This window comes from Xanthomonas citri pv. citri (assembly GCF_000961215.1).
GTDB lineage: Bacteria > Pseudomonadota > Gammaproteobacteria > Xanthomonadales > Xanthomonadaceae > Xanthomonas > Xanthomonas cissicola.
Map to the genome: position 1 here is coordinate 90,519 of NZ_CP008998.1, position 15,665 is coordinate 106,183.

Annotated in this window: 12 protein-coding genes, 1 other RNA gene and 1 pseudogene; 8 read left to right on the plus strand and 6 right to left on the minus strand. The window is 65.5% G+C overall.

The window, feature by feature from the left end; all coding sequences use genetic code 11:
- Positions 1 to 74: 74 nt before the first annotated feature.
- Both AMD14_RS00860 and avrBs2 read left to right on the plus strand, forming a co-directional pair.
- Positions 75 to 1,232: an ROK family protein gene (locus AMD14_RS00860; RefSeq protein WP_011050069.1), complete on the plus strand. Its 1,158-nt coding sequence runs from the start codon at positions 75 to 77 to the stop codon at positions 1,230 to 1,232.
- Positions 1,233 to 1,376: 144 nt separating this feature from the next.
- Positions 1,377 to 3,566 (plus strand): type III secretion system effector avirulence protein AvrBs2, encoded by a 2,190-nt coding sequence (avrBs2, locus tag AMD14_RS00865; protein ID WP_040107547.1) that lies wholly within the window; start codon positions 1,377 to 1,379, stop codon positions 3,564 to 3,566.
- A 489-nt stretch (positions 3,567 to 4,055) separates the two neighbouring features.
- On the opposite strand, the gene AMD14_RS00870 is transcribed toward avrBs2, so the two are convergent.
- A complete protein-coding gene (locus AMD14_RS00870) occupies positions 4,056 to 5,543 on the minus strand; it encodes a ribonuclease H-like domain-containing protein (protein ID WP_011050071.1) in 1,488 nt (495 codons plus the stop codon).
- Positions 5,540 to 8,035, minus strand: coding sequence for a DEAD/DEAH box helicase (locus tag AMD14_RS00875; RefSeq protein WP_015462699.1), 2,496 nt, complete (start codon positions 8,033 to 8,035; stop codon positions 5,540 to 5,542). The genes AMD14_RS00870 and AMD14_RS00875 overlap by 4 nt, the downstream gene beginning before the upstream one ends.
- Before the next feature lie 177 nt (positions 8,036 to 8,212).
- Here AMD14_RS00875 and trhA point away from each other — a divergent pair, with 177 nt between their 5' ends.
- The 4 genes from trhA to AMD14_RS22540 all read left to right on the plus strand — a co-directional run bounded on the left by trhA (position 8,213) and on the right by AMD14_RS22540 (position 9,624).
- The gene (gene trhA, locus AMD14_RS00880) at positions 8,213 to 8,875 is read left to right on the plus strand and encodes a PAQR family membrane homeostasis protein TrhA (protein ID WP_005912558.1); all 663 of its coding nucleotides are present in this window, start codon (positions 8,213 to 8,215) and stop codon (positions 8,873 to 8,875) included.
- A gap of 67 nt (positions 8,876 to 8,942) precedes the next feature.
- Positions 8,943 to 9,200, plus strand: coding sequence for a type II toxin-antitoxin system Phd/YefM family antitoxin (locus AMD14_RS00885; protein WP_003487884.1), 258 nt, complete (start codon positions 8,943 to 8,945; stop codon positions 9,198 to 9,200).
- Positions 9,188 to 9,487 carry a type II toxin-antitoxin system RelE/ParE family toxin gene (locus AMD14_RS00890; protein WP_003487886.1) on the plus strand — a complete coding sequence of 100 codons (300 nt, stop codon included), beginning with the start codon at positions 9,188 to 9,190 and terminating at the stop codon, positions 9,485 to 9,487. The genes AMD14_RS00885 and AMD14_RS00890 overlap by 13 nt, the downstream gene beginning before the upstream one ends.
- A 60-nt stretch (positions 9,488 to 9,547) precedes the next feature.
- Positions 9,548 to 9,624: non-coding RNA, sX9 sRNA (locus AMD14_RS22540), on the plus strand.
- Positions 9,625 to 9,666: 42 nt separating this feature from the next.
- On the opposite strand, the gene AMD14_RS00895 is transcribed toward AMD14_RS22540, so the two are convergent.
- Positions 9,667 to 10,566: an SDR family NAD(P)-dependent oxidoreductase gene (locus AMD14_RS00895; protein WP_011050073.1), complete on the minus strand. Its 900-nt coding sequence runs from the start codon at positions 10,564 to 10,566 to the stop codon at positions 9,667 to 9,669.
- A gap of 59 nt (positions 10,567 to 10,625) precedes the next feature.
- Complete coding sequence (locus tag AMD14_RS00900; RefSeq protein ID WP_003487890.1) at positions 10,626 to 11,363, minus strand: SDR family oxidoreductase; 738 nt, start codon at positions 11,361 to 11,363, stop codon at positions 10,626 to 10,628.
- A 125-nt stretch (positions 11,364 to 11,488) separates the two neighbouring features.
- On the opposite strand from AMD14_RS00900, the gene AMD14_RS00905 reads away from it, so the two are divergent.
- Entirely contained in the window at positions 11,489 to 12,400 is a 912-nt protein-coding gene (locus AMD14_RS00905) for a LysR family transcriptional regulator (RefSeq protein ID WP_011050074.1), read from the plus strand.
- Between the two features lie 165 nt (positions 12,401 to 12,565).
- Here the strand turns inward: AMD14_RS00905 and AMD14_RS00910 are convergent, their stop codons facing one another.
- Entirely contained in the window at positions 12,566 to 13,639 is a 1,074-nt protein-coding gene (locus AMD14_RS00910) for an ATP-grasp fold amidoligase family protein (protein ID WP_040107715.1), read from the minus strand.
- 577 nt (positions 13,640 to 14,216) lie between these two features.
- Here AMD14_RS00910 and AMD14_RS00915 point away from each other — a divergent pair.
- Positions 14,217 to 14,906, plus strand: a pseudogene (locus AMD14_RS00915) (hypothetical protein).
- A gap of 236 nt (positions 14,907 to 15,142) precedes the next feature.
- Here AMD14_RS00915 and AMD14_RS00920 read toward each other — a convergent pair.
- A complete protein-coding gene (locus AMD14_RS00920; protein WP_011050078.1) occupies positions 15,143 to 15,619 on the minus strand; it encodes an NAD(P)H-dependent oxidoreductase in 477 nt (158 codons plus the stop codon).
- Positions 15,620 to 15,665: the final 46 nt, after the last annotated feature.

Sequence of the window (15,665 nt, forward strand, 5' to 3'; positions counted from 1 at the left end):
CGCAGGGCCGCGGACGGATTAAATTAAGCTGCTTAATTAAAGCGATTATGACAACGACGGACGTTCCGCCCTGCATGCCCTCTTTGTTCGCAAACGCAGCCATTCGTTCGCATTACCGTCGTCGCAGCGATGGGCAGGCCGCCGGGTCCAGCGAGCGCCTGCTGCTGGATCTGATCCGCAGGGCCGGGCAGTTCGAGCGTGCGGATCTGCCGCGCGCCAGCGGGCTCAGCGTGCCCGGCATCAAGGGCATCGTCGACCCGCTGGTGGCGCACGGCCTGCTGCAGCTGCGGCCCTCGTTGCGGCGTGGCCGCGGCCAACCGAGCGCGCAGGTGAGCCTGGTGCCGGGGTATGCATACAGCGTGGGGGTGTCGGTGATGGTCGATGGCTTCGCGGTGGTGCTGATCGACTTCGCCGGCCAGGTCCGTGGCATGCGCCAGCTCACGGCCTTCCCGCTGACGCTGGCGGTGGTGCGTGCACGCCTGCCGGCCTTGGTGGAGGCGCTGCTACGGACGGCCGGCGTGGATCGGCAGCATGTGTTCGGCGTCGGTCTGAGCATGACCGGCCCGCGCATCGGCGATGGCACCCGGGTCAATCCGCCCTTGTCGCTGGCAGCGGAATGGATGCAGGTGGAGCTGGACCGGTTTGTCGCCGATTGCCTGCAGCTACCGGTCTGGATGGACAACGACGCCCATTGCGCCGCCCTGGCCGAGGCCGTGTACGGCATTGGCCGCCAATCGCCGGACCTGGTCTATCTGTCGATCTCCGACGGCTTTGCTGCCGGCGTGATTGCTGCCGGCAACGTGCGCCGCGGCGCGCACGGCAATGTGGGCGAACTGGGGCGCATCTCGGCCATCACCGGCATGGCGCGGCCAACGCTGGAAAGCCTGCGCCAGGCGCTGGTCGCCGATGGCCACGCGCTGCCGGACCTGTACACCATGCTGCAGCATTACGATGCGGCGTGGCCGCAGATCGACGCGTGGCTGGATGCAGTGCAACCGACCGTGACGCTTGCGGTGGCGGCGATCATTGCGTTGATCGATCCGCGTGTGATTGTTTTTGGCGCGCGCCTGCCAACCGATCTTGCGCAACGGCTGATCGCCCGCATCGCCTTCGAACCTGCGCCGCGGCGTGGCGTTGCATTGCCGTATCCGACCCTGCAGGTCGGGCAGGTGACGGCGCATGCCACCGTGCTGGGCGCGGCCATGCTGCCGTTCAAGGAAACGCTGTTCTAGCGCGCGTCATGCGCGGCGATGTGCGCGCCAAGCGCTGTGCAACGCGTCCAAACGAGGCATGCGCTGCCCGCCTGCACCACCCGCACAACGCAGGCATCGTTTCGCATCCGGGCGGTACTTTTCGCCTAAATCGCGAATTGTCATATGCCACGCGCTTTACTGGCCGCCCGCCGCGTTTTCGAGGTCATCATGCGTATCGGTCCTCTGCAACCTTCTGTCGCGCACACCGCTGCGCCGGCATTACCAACGCACACCAGTGTGGTCAGCCCGACGCAGGTGCCGCACATGCCGGGCGACATCCCGCCACTGCGAGAAAGGCCGCGTCGCCGAGCCGACAGTGCGCCTCCGCTGGTGCCGTTGAACGACAGCGCGATGACCGGCAAGCCGGCCCTGGTGGCGCTCGACAGCGAGTTCTCCGAGCAGCGTCTGGCCGAAGTGCAGGCGCGCCAGATCACCGTGCAGACACTGCAAACCAAGCTTGCCACGCATCTTGCGCAGGCCGGCACGCCGCTCAAACCCGACAGCATTGCGGCACGCTTTGCCGCCGGGACACTGGAGCCGGTGTATCTGGATACCGCCGCCTTCAATGCCATGTCGCGCGGGCTGCCCGCACGCGCACGTGCGGCCGCTGGCCCGGTGCTGATCGATGCGCAACAAGGCCGCATCATCTTCAATCTGCAGCGCGCGTTTGCGCCTGGCGACAGTTCCAGCGACGCGGCGCTTGCCGCACTTGGCAAGCAGTTGAATCTTTCCGGCCATGGGCTGGCGACGCCGAACTGGCTGCAGCCTGCCGCACGCACGCCGGCGCGGCGCAAGTTGCAGCAAGCCGCGCGCTACCACGGCCACGAGGTGCCGGCCCGCGACGGTGGCGCCGGGTTCTTCAAGGCAAACGACCATCGTCTGCTGGAAGGCAAGCAAGCGCTGTTGCGCAATCATCGACAATCGCTCGTGCACGACCACTACTTCGAAGCACCCAGCACGCGTGCGTTCGGAAAGGACGTCATGGTGCATCGCGGGCTGTTCGATAACCACGCCGGCATCCCGGAAAACTCGCTGGCCTCCATCGATCATGCCTACGAGCAGGGCTACCGCAATCTGGAGCTGGACGTCGAGGTCAGTGCCGATGGCGTGCCGGTGTTGATGCACGATTTCAGCGTTGGCCGCATGGCAGGCGACCCGCAGAACCGCTTGGTGTCGCAGGTGCCGTTTGCCGAGCTGCGTGAAATGCCGTTGGTGATTCGCAACCCGTCTGACGGAAACTATGTCAAGACCGACCAGACCATCGCCGGCGTGGAGCAGATGCTGGAGCACGTGCTCAAAAAGCCCGAGCCGATGTCGGTGGCGCTGGATTGCAAGGAAAACACCGGCGAAGCGGTGGCGATGCTGCTGATGCGCCGGCCGGACCTGCGCAAGGCCGCGGCGATCAAGGTCTATGCCAAGTACTACACGGGCGGCTTTGACCAATTCCTGTCCAATTTGTACAAGCACTACCAGATCAACCCGTTGCACTCGCAGGATGCGCCGCGCCGCGCCGCGCTGGGTCGCTTGCTGGCCAAGATCAACGTGGTGCCGGTCTTGAGCCAGGGCATGTTGAACGACGAGCGCTTGCGCGGCTTCTTTCGAAGCAACGAGCAGGGCGCCGCGGGGCTCGCGGACACCGCGATGCAGTGGCTGGACAGCTGGACCAAGATGCGCCCGGTGATCGTGGAGGCGGTGGCCACCGACGATAGCGATGCCGGCAAGGCCATGGAAGCGGCGCGGGCGCGGATGCGCCAGCCGGACTCGGCCTACGCAAAGGCCGCGTATTCGGTGAGCTACCGGTATGAGGACTTTTCCGTACCGCGCGCCAATCACGACAAGGACTACTACGTTTACCGCAACTTCGGCGAGCTTCAAAAGCTCACTGACGAAGCCTTCGGCGTCAAGCGCACCACGGCCGGTGCGTTTCGCGATGATGGCGAAAGCCTGTTGACCGATCAGCCCGAGGCGGAATTGCTCGCCATCCTGGAAAACCGCACGCTGGCCCGGGGCCATACCGGCAACGAACTCGACGTGCCGCCGGAAACGCCCATCGATATCAACCGGGACGCCGAGATCGTGAAGCAGCGAACCCAGCAATTCCAGGCCAGCTCCATCCCCGCCGACCCGAACCACATCGCCGCGGTTCGCGAAGGCAGACAACGCGATCACACCGCAGACATGGTCAATGACCCTGCAGCAACGCGTGCGATGGACAAGCGCGCCAAAGCGCTTGGTGTGTTGACCGACAAATACCGTGGCGCTCCTGTGACCCACTACCTCAATGAGCAGGCCAAGCAGACGGAGACGGATTGAGCCTTCCAACCTCACGGCTTCGGTTGGTAGGTTGAGCGCTTTGGGCGGCATGCAAGCGCCCAAGCCACGCTCGGGCAGCGTCAGGGATTGCGAGAGCTCATGCGCCCGCCGGCAAGCCAGCGCGCCGGGAGCGATTGGGCGCCTGATCAGGCGCGCTGCAGGGCACTGCGTCCACGTGCCGCGGCGTAGGATGTCGCGGCACGTGGACCTGCATCCGCACTTGCCTCCCATCGATTCATCGGTGGAGGCAAGTGCGTGATCTCTTCGGAGTAACCCCGCAGCCGCCTGCAGTGCGCCATCACTGGGTTGGATGCTTTGCATCGCAAGCATCCACCCATGGCGGATGCGCTATATGCTCGACACACGGCGATGAATGACCGGACGGGTGGTCGTGGATTGCACGCAACGTGCGCCAAGCGCCCTGTAGTGGGGTCAGTCAAGCCGACGTTCTGCCCCACACCACCGACTCACCTCAATCGCTAGACCCGATCAAGGCCTGCACGCCAACGTCAGCGCGTTGCGCTCCTGCGCGTCCACCGCCACCAACCGTTGCATCAGTAGCGACAGCGTCACCACATCCTGGTGGTTGTGCTCGGCCACGCGGCGCAGGTTGCGCGCGCTGCCGCCGCGCAGGTAACTCAACCAGGCGGCCGGGGCCTCGGAGCCGGGCAGGTCGTCTTCGCGTACCACGCGCAGCAGTTGCCGTTCGATGGTGGCGAGCTTGCAGTTCTCCCAGGTGCCGCGATAGCGCCGGCGGGTGGGGAACAGCAGGTCCACATGGTCCAGTGCAGAAAGCGGGTCGCCGCGACGTGCCAGGCGGTAGCGCGTCTTCAGCAGCGGGGCGTCGTAGCAGCGACCGTTGTAGCTGGACAGCACGGTGCGCGGTGTCAGCCAGGTGCGGAACAGATCCAGCATCGCGCTTTCGGCTGCCATCGTGGACATCATCAGTTGACGCACGCGCAGGCCGCTGCCTTGCACGGCATCGACGACCCAGTCGGCCACGCCGATCATGAAGGCGCGGGTGCCGGTACCGCCGGCCAGGCCGGTGGTTTCGGTATCGAAGAACAGCAGGTCCATCGGGTCGACGGCATCGTCGCGTTTGGCGAAGGCCAGCGAGAGCGCCTCGGTGGGAATCGCCTGCGGCAGGAACGCCTGGATCAGGTGCAGGCCGGGCGCGATCTCGTTGCCGGGCAGAGATCGGTCGGTGGATGGCGCGCGGACCGGTGCGTGCGCCGAGACCGCGCGCTCGCGCAGGCCGATCATCTTGCGCAAGCCGGCGATGTCGGTGCGGCGTTGTGCCGGATGTGCCGGCGACATCGATGCGGGCGATGCCGTCGTTGTGCCGCGCGCTGTCGGCCAATGGCTTGCGCCATCCGCATCCACAGCGATGATTGCATCTACATCTACATCTACATCTACATCTACATCTACATCTACAGTCGACGGCAGCGCCGGCTTGTGGCGCACATCGTGCTCCACCCACGCAAATACCGATGCGTCGCGCGCAGGCGGTGCAGGTATGGACGACTGCAAGGCGCGGGGCGTGCGTGTTGATGCGGCGCGTGCCTCGTTCGGGCGACCGGCCACGGCGCCATGACGTGCAGCCGCGTTATCTCGCAGCGGCGGGCGCGCAGTAGGTAACGCGGCGCTGGGGACCGCTGCCCGCTGTGCGCGTGTCGGCATGACCGCATCGGCCTTGCGCGCGGCAGGCGTCAGCCCGCCAACCTGACGGCGCAGCAGGCGCAGACGTTCGGCGCTGACGCCTGGGGCATGACCAGGCGCAGGCGACCTGCCCTGCGTGTCCGCGCCGGCAGCCGGCGGCGCAACCTCACCGACAGGCGCAGCATCCACGGCCTTCGCATCCACCGCCGCCGCATCGTGCAGCGCATCGCCATCGTCAGCCTTCGCCGGCGCAGGCACATCCGCCTGCCCGGCCTGACGCCGCAGCAAGCGCAGCCGGTCCGCGCTCACACTCATGCAAGCACGTCCAGCGCCAGGTCGTCGTCCACCTGCGTGGCATGCCGCAACGGCGCATCGGCATCGAACAACAACGCCAGCACCGTCAGCGCCAGCGACTTGGGCGATTCGCCCTTGGCGGCCTCGTGCGCGGCCAGCACCGGGCCCACGCACGCCGGGCACCCGGCGCTGCAATCGCAACGCCGCACCAGCTCGTCGGCGCGCTGCAGCAGCTCGGCCTGGCGCAGCCACAGCGGCTCGCTCAAGCCCACCCCGCCAGGGAAGTTGTCGTACAGATACACCGTGGGCACGAACGCCTGCTGCAATTCCACCGTGGCCGCATCGCCTTCTTCCACGCCGCGCAGCTGCCCGCGCCCGGTCTGGTCGGCTACCGCAAACCACGCGCCATCGCCATTGCCTACGGCCTTTTGCAGATCGCGCGCATCGGCCATCACCGCCACCGTGGCGACCACGTGCAGCGCGTAGGCAGCACCGAGGAAGCCATCCAGCGCATCCTGCTTGGACGCAAAGGCCTTGCCCAGGGTCGCCTGCGGCAACTGCCACCATACCGCGGTGGTGTGCAATTCCTGGTCGGGCAGATTCACCGGCCCGTAGCCGATGTTTTCGTGCGTGTAGTAGCGGATCTTCTTGTAGCCGGACACGCGCCGCACCACATGCACTTCGCCGTGGTGCGAGTCGCCACGGCCGGCCACGCCGCCGTCGAAGCGGTCCAGCACCTTCAACTTGGTGTAGTCGATGCTGTCGGTGTAGTAGTCCACATGCGTGCGCGTCACGTACGCCTTGCGGCCTTCCCAGTCCAGCCGCTCCACCTGGTACGGCGTGCTCTGCACCATGTGGATGGCGCCTTCGTACAAGGTGAGCGCAGCGGCCGAATAATCCACCTCGGCGATGATCTGCTGCTTGCCGTCGCTCTTGTCCACCACCACGAAATTGCCGTCGGCCACCGAGCGCAGGCTCACCGCATTGGCCGGGTAGCTGTCGGCGATCCATTCCCAGCGGTCGCCTTCCTGGTGGATCACCTCGCTTTCGGCCAGCGCTTCCAGGAACACCAGCGGGTCGATCGGGCCGAATGGCTCGTCGGCGATGAACGGCAGCTCGAAGGCCGCGCAACGGATGTGATCGAACAGGATCAGCGGTTGGTCCGGCGCGGTACGCGCATGTTCGGGCGAGGCATCGGCGAAGAAATCCGGGTGCCGCACCACGTATTGGTCCAGCGGTTGCGAGCTGGCCACCAGCACGCCCAGTGCCGGTTGCTGGCGGCGCCCGGCGCGGCCGAAGCGCTGCCAGGTGGCGGCCACGCTGCCGGGGTAGCCGTTGAGGATCACCACGTCCAGTGCGCCGATATCCACGCCCAGCTCCAGCGCGGAGGTGGAAATGATGCCGTCGATATTGCCCGCACGCATCGCACGCTCTACCTCGCGACGCTCGGTGGGCAGATAGCCGCCGCGGTAGGCGCGAATGCGTGCCGGCTTGCGCGGGTCGTGGTCGAAGATGTCCTTCAGATACTTGGTCAGCACTTCCACCATCAGGCGCGTCTGCGCGAACACCAGCGTCTTCAGGCCGCTCTTGATGGCAATGCGCGCGATGCGGTTGCTCTGCGAACGCGCCGAGGCACGCAGGCCCAGATCCGCATTGACCACCGGCGGGTTCCACAACAGCACATGCTTGTCGCCGGTGGGCGCGCCCGATTCGGTGATGCCATGCACCTGCTCTTCGATCAAGGCCTGCGCGTGCGCATGCGGGTTGCCGATGGTGGCCGAGCACAGGATGAATTGCGGGGTGGCGCCATAGAACGCGCAGATGCGCTTGAGCCGGCGCAGCACGTTGGTGACATGGCTGCCGAATACGCCGCGGTAGGTGTGGATCTCGTCGATCACCACATAGCGCAGGTTCTCGAAGAACTGCGCCCACTTGGTGTGGTGCGGCAGGATCGCCTGATGCAGCATGTCCGGGTTGCTCACCACGATGTCGCCATGCAGCCGAATCGCCTGGCGCGCATCGCCGGGCGTGTCGCCATCGAAGGTGAAGGCTTTCACGCCCAGCTCGCCGGCGCGGTTCAACTCCAGCAGCTCGGCCACCTGGTCCTGCGCCAGCGCCTTGGTCGGGAACAGGTACAAGGCCTTGGCGCCGCTGGTCATCGCCGCGCTCACCACCGGCAGCGTGTAGCACAGCGATTTACCCGAGGCGGTGGGCGTCACGATCGCCACATGCTCGCCGCGCTGGGTCGCCGCCCAGGCATCGGCCTGGTGGCTGTAGAGCTGGCTGATGCCGCGCGCCTGCAGCGCATCGGCCAGCGCGCCGGGCACATCGCCGGGGATCGGCGCATAGCGGCCTGTGCGCCCGGGAATGGTGAAGCTGCCGGTGATGCGGTCGTGGTAACGCCATTCCAGGCGCTCGGTGAGCAAGGCGCCATCGCGGCTGGGCCGGCCGTCGGTGGTGGCCAGCGCGCGTTCGGCGGTTTCGGTGCGGGGAGCGAGGGCAAACGGCGGCATACGGCAAGGGCTCCCAAAGCGGGAGATCAAACGAAAAGGATGTCTCAGGGTATGAGACCGGGGCGCCCGCGCCCAGCCTGCCTCACTGAGCGGATTCAGCAAGCCGGGTATCCTGTCGCCCCCACAGCGTCACGGCTGCCTTGCACGCTGGGGGATCCCCCACACCGAAGAAACGCCGTGCCCGTGCCTGCCAACGTCACTGCTCCGCATTACAAGTCCGTCTCTGCCCGCCGCGCCGATATCGCGGTACATGCCGCCGGCCTGTTGCTGGCCATCGTCGGCGGCGCCTGGATGGTGGTGCGCGCGCACGCCAACCAGACCATGCTGCTGGCCACCTGCATCTATGCGCTGGGGCTGCTGGTGATGTTCGCCTGTTCGGCGGCCTACAACTTCGCCCCGCCGCAGCGCCAGCCGATGCTGCGCAAGTTCGATCACGCCGGCATCTTCGTCATGATTGCCGGCTCCTACACGCCGTTTTTCCTGGTGGCGCTGGACGGCAGCTGGCGCTGGGTGATGATCCTCAGCGTCTGGTGCGTGGCCTTGTTTGGCGTATTCGCCAAGCTGTGCCTGCCCGGCATCGCCAAGGGCTTCTGGGTGGCGATCTATCTGCTGCTGGGCTGGGCCGGCATCGTGGTGATCAACCAGATGATCGCCGGGCTGGACAGCGCGGTGCTGTGGCTCATCGTTGCCGGCGGCGCCTTTTACACCGTGGGCGTCGCGTTCTACGTGCGCAAATCCATGGTCTACAACCGCGCCATCTGGCACGCCCATGTGCTGGGCGGCGCATTGTCGCACTGGTGCGCCATCTGGCTGTGCCTGCGGCCGTTGGGCGAGGGGTGACCACGCAGTGTGGCGTCCTCGGGCCGGCCGCTTGCCTGGCCCGAAGTGATACTTTAGTGTCACTAGCATGCGCACCGAACTTGTCACCACGCTCAAGCGTCAGGCGACCGAACTCCTTGCAGCTGCAGAGCGCGACAAGGAGCCAATCCTGATCACACAGCACGGTTTACCCAGTGCCTATCTGGTGGATGTTGCCAGCTATGAGCGCATGCAGCAGCGCATTGCGCTCCTCGAAGGAATCGCCCGTGGAGAAATGGCAGTCGCGGAAGGCCGTACGCTGAGCCATGAACAGGCACGGCACCGCATGGCGCGATGGCTGAAATAATCTGGTCGGTGCCGGCATTGGCTGATCTGGACGCAATTGCCGACTACATCGCAATCGATAACGCACCCGCTGCAGCGGCGCTGGTGAAACGGGTGTTCGGGCACGTTGAGCAATTGATCGAACACCCGGACAGCGGAAGCCGACCACAGGAACTCAAGCGCTCGCGCTATCGCCAGATTGTCGAACCACCTTGCCGCGTGTTCTACCGCGTGGATGGGCAGCGCATCGTGGTGGTGCACGTCATGCGGTCGGAGCGCGCGCTTCGCGGGAACCGTCTTTCACGCTAAGAGCGGCCAACAAGACCACGGCACAGCCGCCAGGCAGGCGCGGCCGGTGCTTGGTGCGGCATGCACCACGCCGACACTGCGGTTGTGAGTGCGCCGTCCACATCCAGCGGACGACGGCTCGCCACGGCCTGTTCGCCGCTCTATGGCCGGCAGGCGCTCCAAGCGCCTGCCGCATCCCATCATTCCACCACGCGCGGTGCCAACAGGTCGTCCAATCCCACACGGTGCAGCATCTCTGCACGCAGGCGATCGAGGACCGCGAAGCCCACCTCGGCGCCATCGCCCGCCGGGTCGATATGCACCCGGAATGGCCGCTTGCCGAACGGTGCGTTCACCACCTGCACGATCGCCTGCGCCACCTCGGCCACGTCGGCGTCTTCGGGCACCAGGCGCGCAAACGCCTGCTGCACCTGTTCGCCAAAGCCCGCATACGGGCCGGCCTCGTACGCAGCGGCGCGCGCGGCATCGTCCGGCGTCCCGGCATGGGCGAAGTGGTTGGTGCCCTTGGTGAAGGCGCCGGGCACGATGATCGAGGTCTCGATGCCCCAGCGCGTCAACTCGCGTGCGTACTGCACCGCCAAGGCATCCATCGCCGCCTTGGCCGCGAAGTAAGGGCCCAGATACGGGGGGGTGCCGCCTGCCGAGCTGCTGCTGGACACCCACACCAACAGGCCCTGCTGCTGTGCCCGCAATTGCGGCAATGCCGCGCGGTTGACCCGCTGGGTGCCCAGCACGTTGATGTCGTAGACGTGCGCCAGCTGTTCGGCGGTGAACGCTTCGGCCGGGCCGAACACCATGTGCCCGGCGTTGTGCACCACCACGTCCAGCCCACCGGCCTGCGCCACGATGGATGCCACCGCCGCGTCGGCCGAGGCCTGCGATTGCACGTCCAGCTCTAGCGCGTGCAAGGCCAGCTGCTGCTTGCACGCCAAGTCGGCCATCTCCTGCGCCACGCCGGCATTGCGGCCGGCGGTATCGCGCATGGAGGCGTAGACGGTGTGGCCGGCGGCGGCCAGCGCTTGCGCGGCCAATCGGCCAAAGCCGCTGGACGCGCCAGTCACCAGAATGCGTTTGCTCATGTCATTGCTCCTCGAGGGGGAAAACCAGCAGCGTGCGCACTGCAGCGCGCCGCAGCGGGTCAGACCATGCCGCCGTTGGCGCGCAGGACCTGGCCGTTGATCCAGCCGCCATCCGGGCCGACCAGGAACGCCACCGCCGCCGCGATGTCGTCCGGGCAGCCAAGACGTTCCAGCGGGTTGGCCTTGGACAAGCGTTCGATCAACTCCGGCGACTTGCCGTCCAGGAACAGCGCCGTGCCGGTCGGGCCAGGCGCCACCGCGTTGACGGTGATGGCACGCCCGCGCAATTCCTTGGACAGGATCGCCGTCAGCGTTTCCACCGCCGCCTTGGTGGCCGCATACACTCCGTAGGTTTCCAGCTTCAGGCCGACCACGCTGGTGGACAGGTTGACGATGCGGCCCCCGTTGCGCAGCCGTCGTGCGGCCTGGCGCAGCGTGTTGAAGGTGCCTTTCAGATTGATCGCGATGTGTTTGTCGAACAAGGCATCGTCGCTGTCGGCCAGCGTGGCCAGCTGCATGATGCCGGCGTTGTTGACCAGCACATCCACGCCGCCGAACGCAGTCTCGGCCGCGGCAAACAGGCGCGCGACGGCGGCCGGGTCGCTGACATCGGCCTGCACGCTGATCGCGCGGCCACCGTCCGCTTCGATGCTGCGCACCAGTCGATCGGCCTCATCCGCATGGCCGGCGTAATTGAGCACCACGGCAAAGCCATCGCCGGCCAATCGCTGCGCGATGGCAGCGCCAATACCGCGCGAGGCGCCGGTCACCAATGCAACTTTCTGCTGCTGAGTCATGCAAGTTCTTCCGTCATGCCGCGGGCTGCGGCGTTGCGGAAACTATCCAATGCAATGACACGACGATCATCACACTAAACTGCACAGCATTGTTTCCAGCGCCCGAACAGTGGGCAGGGAGTGCCGTGGATCGGTTCGATGCCATGCGGTTGTTCGTGCGGATCGTGGAGCGGCGCAGCTTCACCGCAGCGGCCAACGACATGGAAATTCCGCGCTCCACCGCCACCAAGGTCATTGCCGAGATGGAAGCGCGCCTGGGCGTGCGCCTGCTACAGCGCACCACGCGCGTGGTGCGGCCCACGCTCGATGGCGAGCTCTTCCATCAACCCTGCATGCGCATCCTGGACGACGTGGACGATGCCGAAGGCGGCTTCCGCGGCGTGGCACCCAAGGGGCTGTTGCGGGTGGACGTGCAGGGCACGCTGGCGCGGCACTTCTTGCTGCCCGGGTTGCCGGCGTTCTTTGCACGCTACCCGCAGATCCAGCTGGTGATGAGCGAGAGCGACCGCTGGGTGGATCTGGTGGAAGAAGGCATCGACTGCGTGCTGCGCTATGGCCCGCTGCGCGACAGCGAATTGGTCGCACGCCGCGTGGCCATGCTCGAACGCCTCACCTGCGCCACGCCGCAATACCTGCAATGTTTCGGCATGCCTACGCAGCTGGAAGCGCTGGACCAACACCGCATGGTTGGCTTGCGTTCGATCACCACCGGCGTGGTCACGCCGCTGGAGTTCCAGACCGCCCAGGGGCTGCGTACCTTCGCATTGCCCAGCCCGCTCAGCGTCACCGGGACCGAAAGCTATCTGGCCGGCATCCGGCTTGGCCTGGGCATCGCGCAGGTGCCGCGCTTCCATGTGGCGCACGACCTGCAGCAAGGCACGCTGGTGGAAATCCTGCGCGATACCCCGCCGCCGTCCAATCCGGTGTCGCTGCTGTATTCCCGCGCCCGCCAGCTGTCGCCACGGGTGCGCGTGTTTCTGGACTGGGCCGCTGGCGAATTTGCCAAACAGGCCGGCGTGGCGCAGCCAATCGGCTAATCGCACCGGCGGGCCTTGTATTGCAGGTGGTCGGTGGCATCCGCAACACGGCGCGCGGCGGCAACCTGCACCATCCGCGCATCGCTGTCAGCCATCATCGGCCGCCGTGCACCGCGTGCCGGAGCACTGCAGGCATCGCATGGGCACTGCAGCTGCGTTGACGCCTCACCGCTGTGGCACGCGCACACCCACACCAAACCCTTGCATCGGCAGACACGGTTCCCCAGGCGCGCGCCGCTGCACCCACATATCGCCCATCATCCGGTCCAGCCCACGGTCCAATCCGGTTACCAACCCGGCGCCCGGGGTAAAGGTGAGTTCGCCGAAATACACCTGCCCGTGCTGGATATACCAATCCACTCGCACATAGTCGAAGTCGCTGGCCAGCACCTTGCTCAGTTCCAGCGCCTGCTCGAGAAGTTCCGGCGCACACGGCGGCGCGCGACCGTCGTCGCGGATGCGGTGAAACGCATCGTGCAAGTTGCCGACGAAGAACGTCATCGACAATTTCGGGGTGTCGAAGCGGCCGTAAATCACTTGCAGCACGTACTTGAAGGTGCCATCGGCCTGCCGAAACATATGGAACTTGTAGTCCACCGGCACTTGCTGCGCATCGCCGATGTATTTTTCCACCAGAATGCGTGGCGGAATATCGCGGTAATGGATCTCGCGCACCATGTCGGAAAAATCCGTGCGCATCCATTGGCCGCAACGCGCGATGATGCGGCGTTTCTGCTGCGCATCCGGCTCTTCGCGCACCACTTCCACCATGGCCGCGCCGTGGTTGGCCTTGATCACCGTCTGCTGCCATTGCGGCAAGCGCAGCAAATCTTGCGGATCGGTGGTGTCCAGTAATAGCGGGATCAGATGCGCCTGGCCGATCTTGGCCGCCACATACGGCCGCACCGCAAACTTGTCGGCCAACCGCTGGTATTGCAGGTAATCACCATGCACACACTTGCGGTAGAGGATCTTCTCGTTGAAGCATTTCGGCGCGTACAGATCCGGCAGGCGTCCAAACGTATGCAGGAAGTACAGCCGGTCCTGGTGCCGCCAAGGCAGCGTACGCACCAGGCTGCGCGCGCCCTTGCGCAGCAGGCGCTTGAGGGTGGCCGCATCTGCCGCGGTGCGCGGTAATGCGGCCGGGCGGGCAATGCCCACGGCCAACGCTGGCAGCAACGCGGCCCATGGTTGCCCGGCGGCCCCATGCGCACCCATCGGCTGCGTCTGCAGCCCCATCCTGTTCTCGGCCATATCCAGATCCTTCTTCCGCTATAAAGTGAGAAATCAATCACATTTTGTGTGATGTCTGTCACGATATACGGAAAAAATGAGACGAGGGTTGCGAAACGTCTCAAGCGACCTGATTACGCAAACATCGCATTGCTTATGGCCTAAAACAGCCGAATTTCGTGTCTTGTTGCGTCTGCTTTGACGCGTTGCAGGAGCCAGCGCGAGCGTCCGCGCCGGTTGAGTGCTTATGGACGTAAACACATGGGAAAAACCGGACTGAGTCGTATGGTGAGTGCTCGCCAATACCCGAGGATGTCAGTGCGCGCCCGCATTCAACGCAGCACGTTGTCGCGTGCTGATGCGCCTGCGTTAGTCGACGTCGAAGCTAGTAGGCGCTGTTGTACAGATCGGCGTGCATTGCTTGCGCGGTGCGCGGTCGACAGCCTGGCTTACACACCCGGCTGCATCTCGCGCAGCTGTCTTGACCGCGTCATCGCCGACACGCAAGGTGCAGGCTCCAAGGAGCAACGCAGATGCGGCGATGTGCAACCCGGCATATCCCGCACGCCAACAGGACAGCCTCATGAAATTCGCCAGCATCGCACTGACAAATGCGCCAACGCCAACGCCAACGCCAACGCCTGCACATGCAGCGTCAGTCGCCGCGCCGACAGTCCACGCACGCACCACCAACGACAGCGCCGCCTCGAATAACACGCCGCAGCCATCGATTACACGCGCAGCGCCGACCCATGCCGACACCACGCCGTATCTCTGCCAGCCCGGCGCCTATGCCTGCATCGCTGGCGGCCCGCTGCTGGCCAGCTCGCAGGCAGAAGCGCACTGGCTGATTGCCCACGGCTACCCATCGCCAGCCTAGCACGCACGCTTGAGCAAGCTGGATCTGGCCCAGTTGCAGGCCGAGTCGCAGGCGGGCAATCCCGCGGCCACTGTGCTCTACGGCAGCAGGACCGCACGCAGCAGCCGCTTCGAGAGCGGTGTGGCGATCTTGCGCAAGGCCGCAGCCACCGGAAATATCTACGCATACTATGGGCTGTCCGAGGTCTACAACGGCGACACCCCGCAAAAGAACCTGGTCGAGAGCGCAGCGTATCTGCGGCTCGCCTATCTGCTCGGCGATCGCAAGGCATCGGTGGCCATCGCTCGAAGAGGCTTGAGCGACGTCGAGAACATCGCCGCAGACGAGCGCGCTGCAGTGCTGTACCAGATCTTTGCCAACTCCCCGCGCCCGTCTCCACGGCCGTTTGAGTGATGTGCGATGGTGGGCGACAGGCTGCTGCACGACCCTGGACGCGCGGCCGCGTAGATTGCATGCGCTACTAGCAACGGTGATGCGGTTGCACGTCATGACTAGCGCGGCATCATGCAAGCGAGGTCATGACGCGGGAGCATCATTGGCACGCAGGCACGCAGGCACGCAGGCACGCAGGCACGCAGGCAGCTGGGCAGACCTGCACATCACAATGACGCAGCAGCTGTAGCCTGGAGTCAGCTGGTTGCGCTATCAGCAGATGCTCTTACGGCAAACAACCGCGCACCAATCGCGCGCGCCGTGTCCAAGTGCGATTGCGGAAAGCCCGCATCCGGCACCGTCAGCAGCTCCGAGGTGCGCACCGGCGCACCGCAGAAATCGAAGATGCCGTGGTTGATCTGCATTTTCATCGCACCGAAGTAGCCGTGCCGCGCATAGGTGCGCTCGTCCGCACCGCCGATGGCCAGCATGTGCACATCAAGGTGCTGCAGCTTCTTCACGATCTTGCCCTCGGCGCTTTCATCAAACGCCCAGCCCAGCGTCAACACCCGGTCGATCCAGCCTTTGAGCAGCGCGGGAAACGACCACCAGTAAATCGGGAACACCAGCACCAGCGCATCGGCGCGATCCAACCGCGCGTGTTCGGCCGCTACATCTGGCGCAGGTGCCGCGCGCTTCAAATAAAACGCGATATCGGGCGAGGGTAAAAGCATGATGGGTCCTGCCTGCGCAAATTCGTCTATTTAAAAGGTGGCCGAC

Excerpts from the sequence above, each read along its gene's own strand:
- AMD14_RS00875 (WP_015462699.1), bottom strand. The coding sequence starts at position 8,035 with ATGCCGCCGTTTGCCCTCGCTCCCCGCACCGAAACCGCCGAACGCGCG.
- AMD14_RS00920 (WP_011050078.1), bottom strand. The coding sequence starts at position 15,619 with ATGCTTTTACCCTCGCCCGATATCGCGTTTTATTTGAAGCGCGCGGCA.
- AMD14_RS00870 (WP_011050071.1), bottom strand. The coding sequence starts at position 5,543 with ATGAGTGTGAGCGCGGACCGGCTGCGCTTGCTGCGGCGTCAGGCCGGG.
- AMD14_RS00910 (WP_040107715.1), bottom strand. The coding sequence starts at position 13,639 with ATGGGGCTGCAGACGCAGCCGATGGGTGCGCATGGGGCCGCCGGGCAA.
- avrBs2 (WP_040107547.1), top strand. The coding sequence starts at position 1,377 with ATGCCACGCGCTTTACTGGCCGCCCGCCGCGTTTTCGAGGTCATCATG.
- AMD14_RS00900 (WP_003487890.1), bottom strand. The coding sequence starts at position 11,363 with ATGACTCAGCAGCAGAAAGTTGCATTGGTGACCGGCGCCTCGCGCGGT.
- AMD14_RS00885 (WP_003487884.1), top strand. The coding sequence starts at position 8,943 with ATGCGCACCGAACTTGTCACCACGCTCAAGCGTCAGGCGACCGAACTC.
- AMD14_RS00860 (WP_011050069.1), top strand. The coding sequence starts at position 75 with ATGCCCTCTTTGTTCGCAAACGCAGCCATTCGTTCGCATTACCGTCGT.
- AMD14_RS00890 (WP_003487886.1), top strand. The coding sequence starts at position 9,188 with ATGGCTGAAATAATCTGGTCGGTGCCGGCATTGGCTGATCTGGACGCA.
- AMD14_RS00895 (WP_011050073.1), bottom strand. The coding sequence starts at position 10,566 with ATGAGCAAACGCATTCTGGTGACTGGCGCGTCCAGCGGCTTTGGCCGA.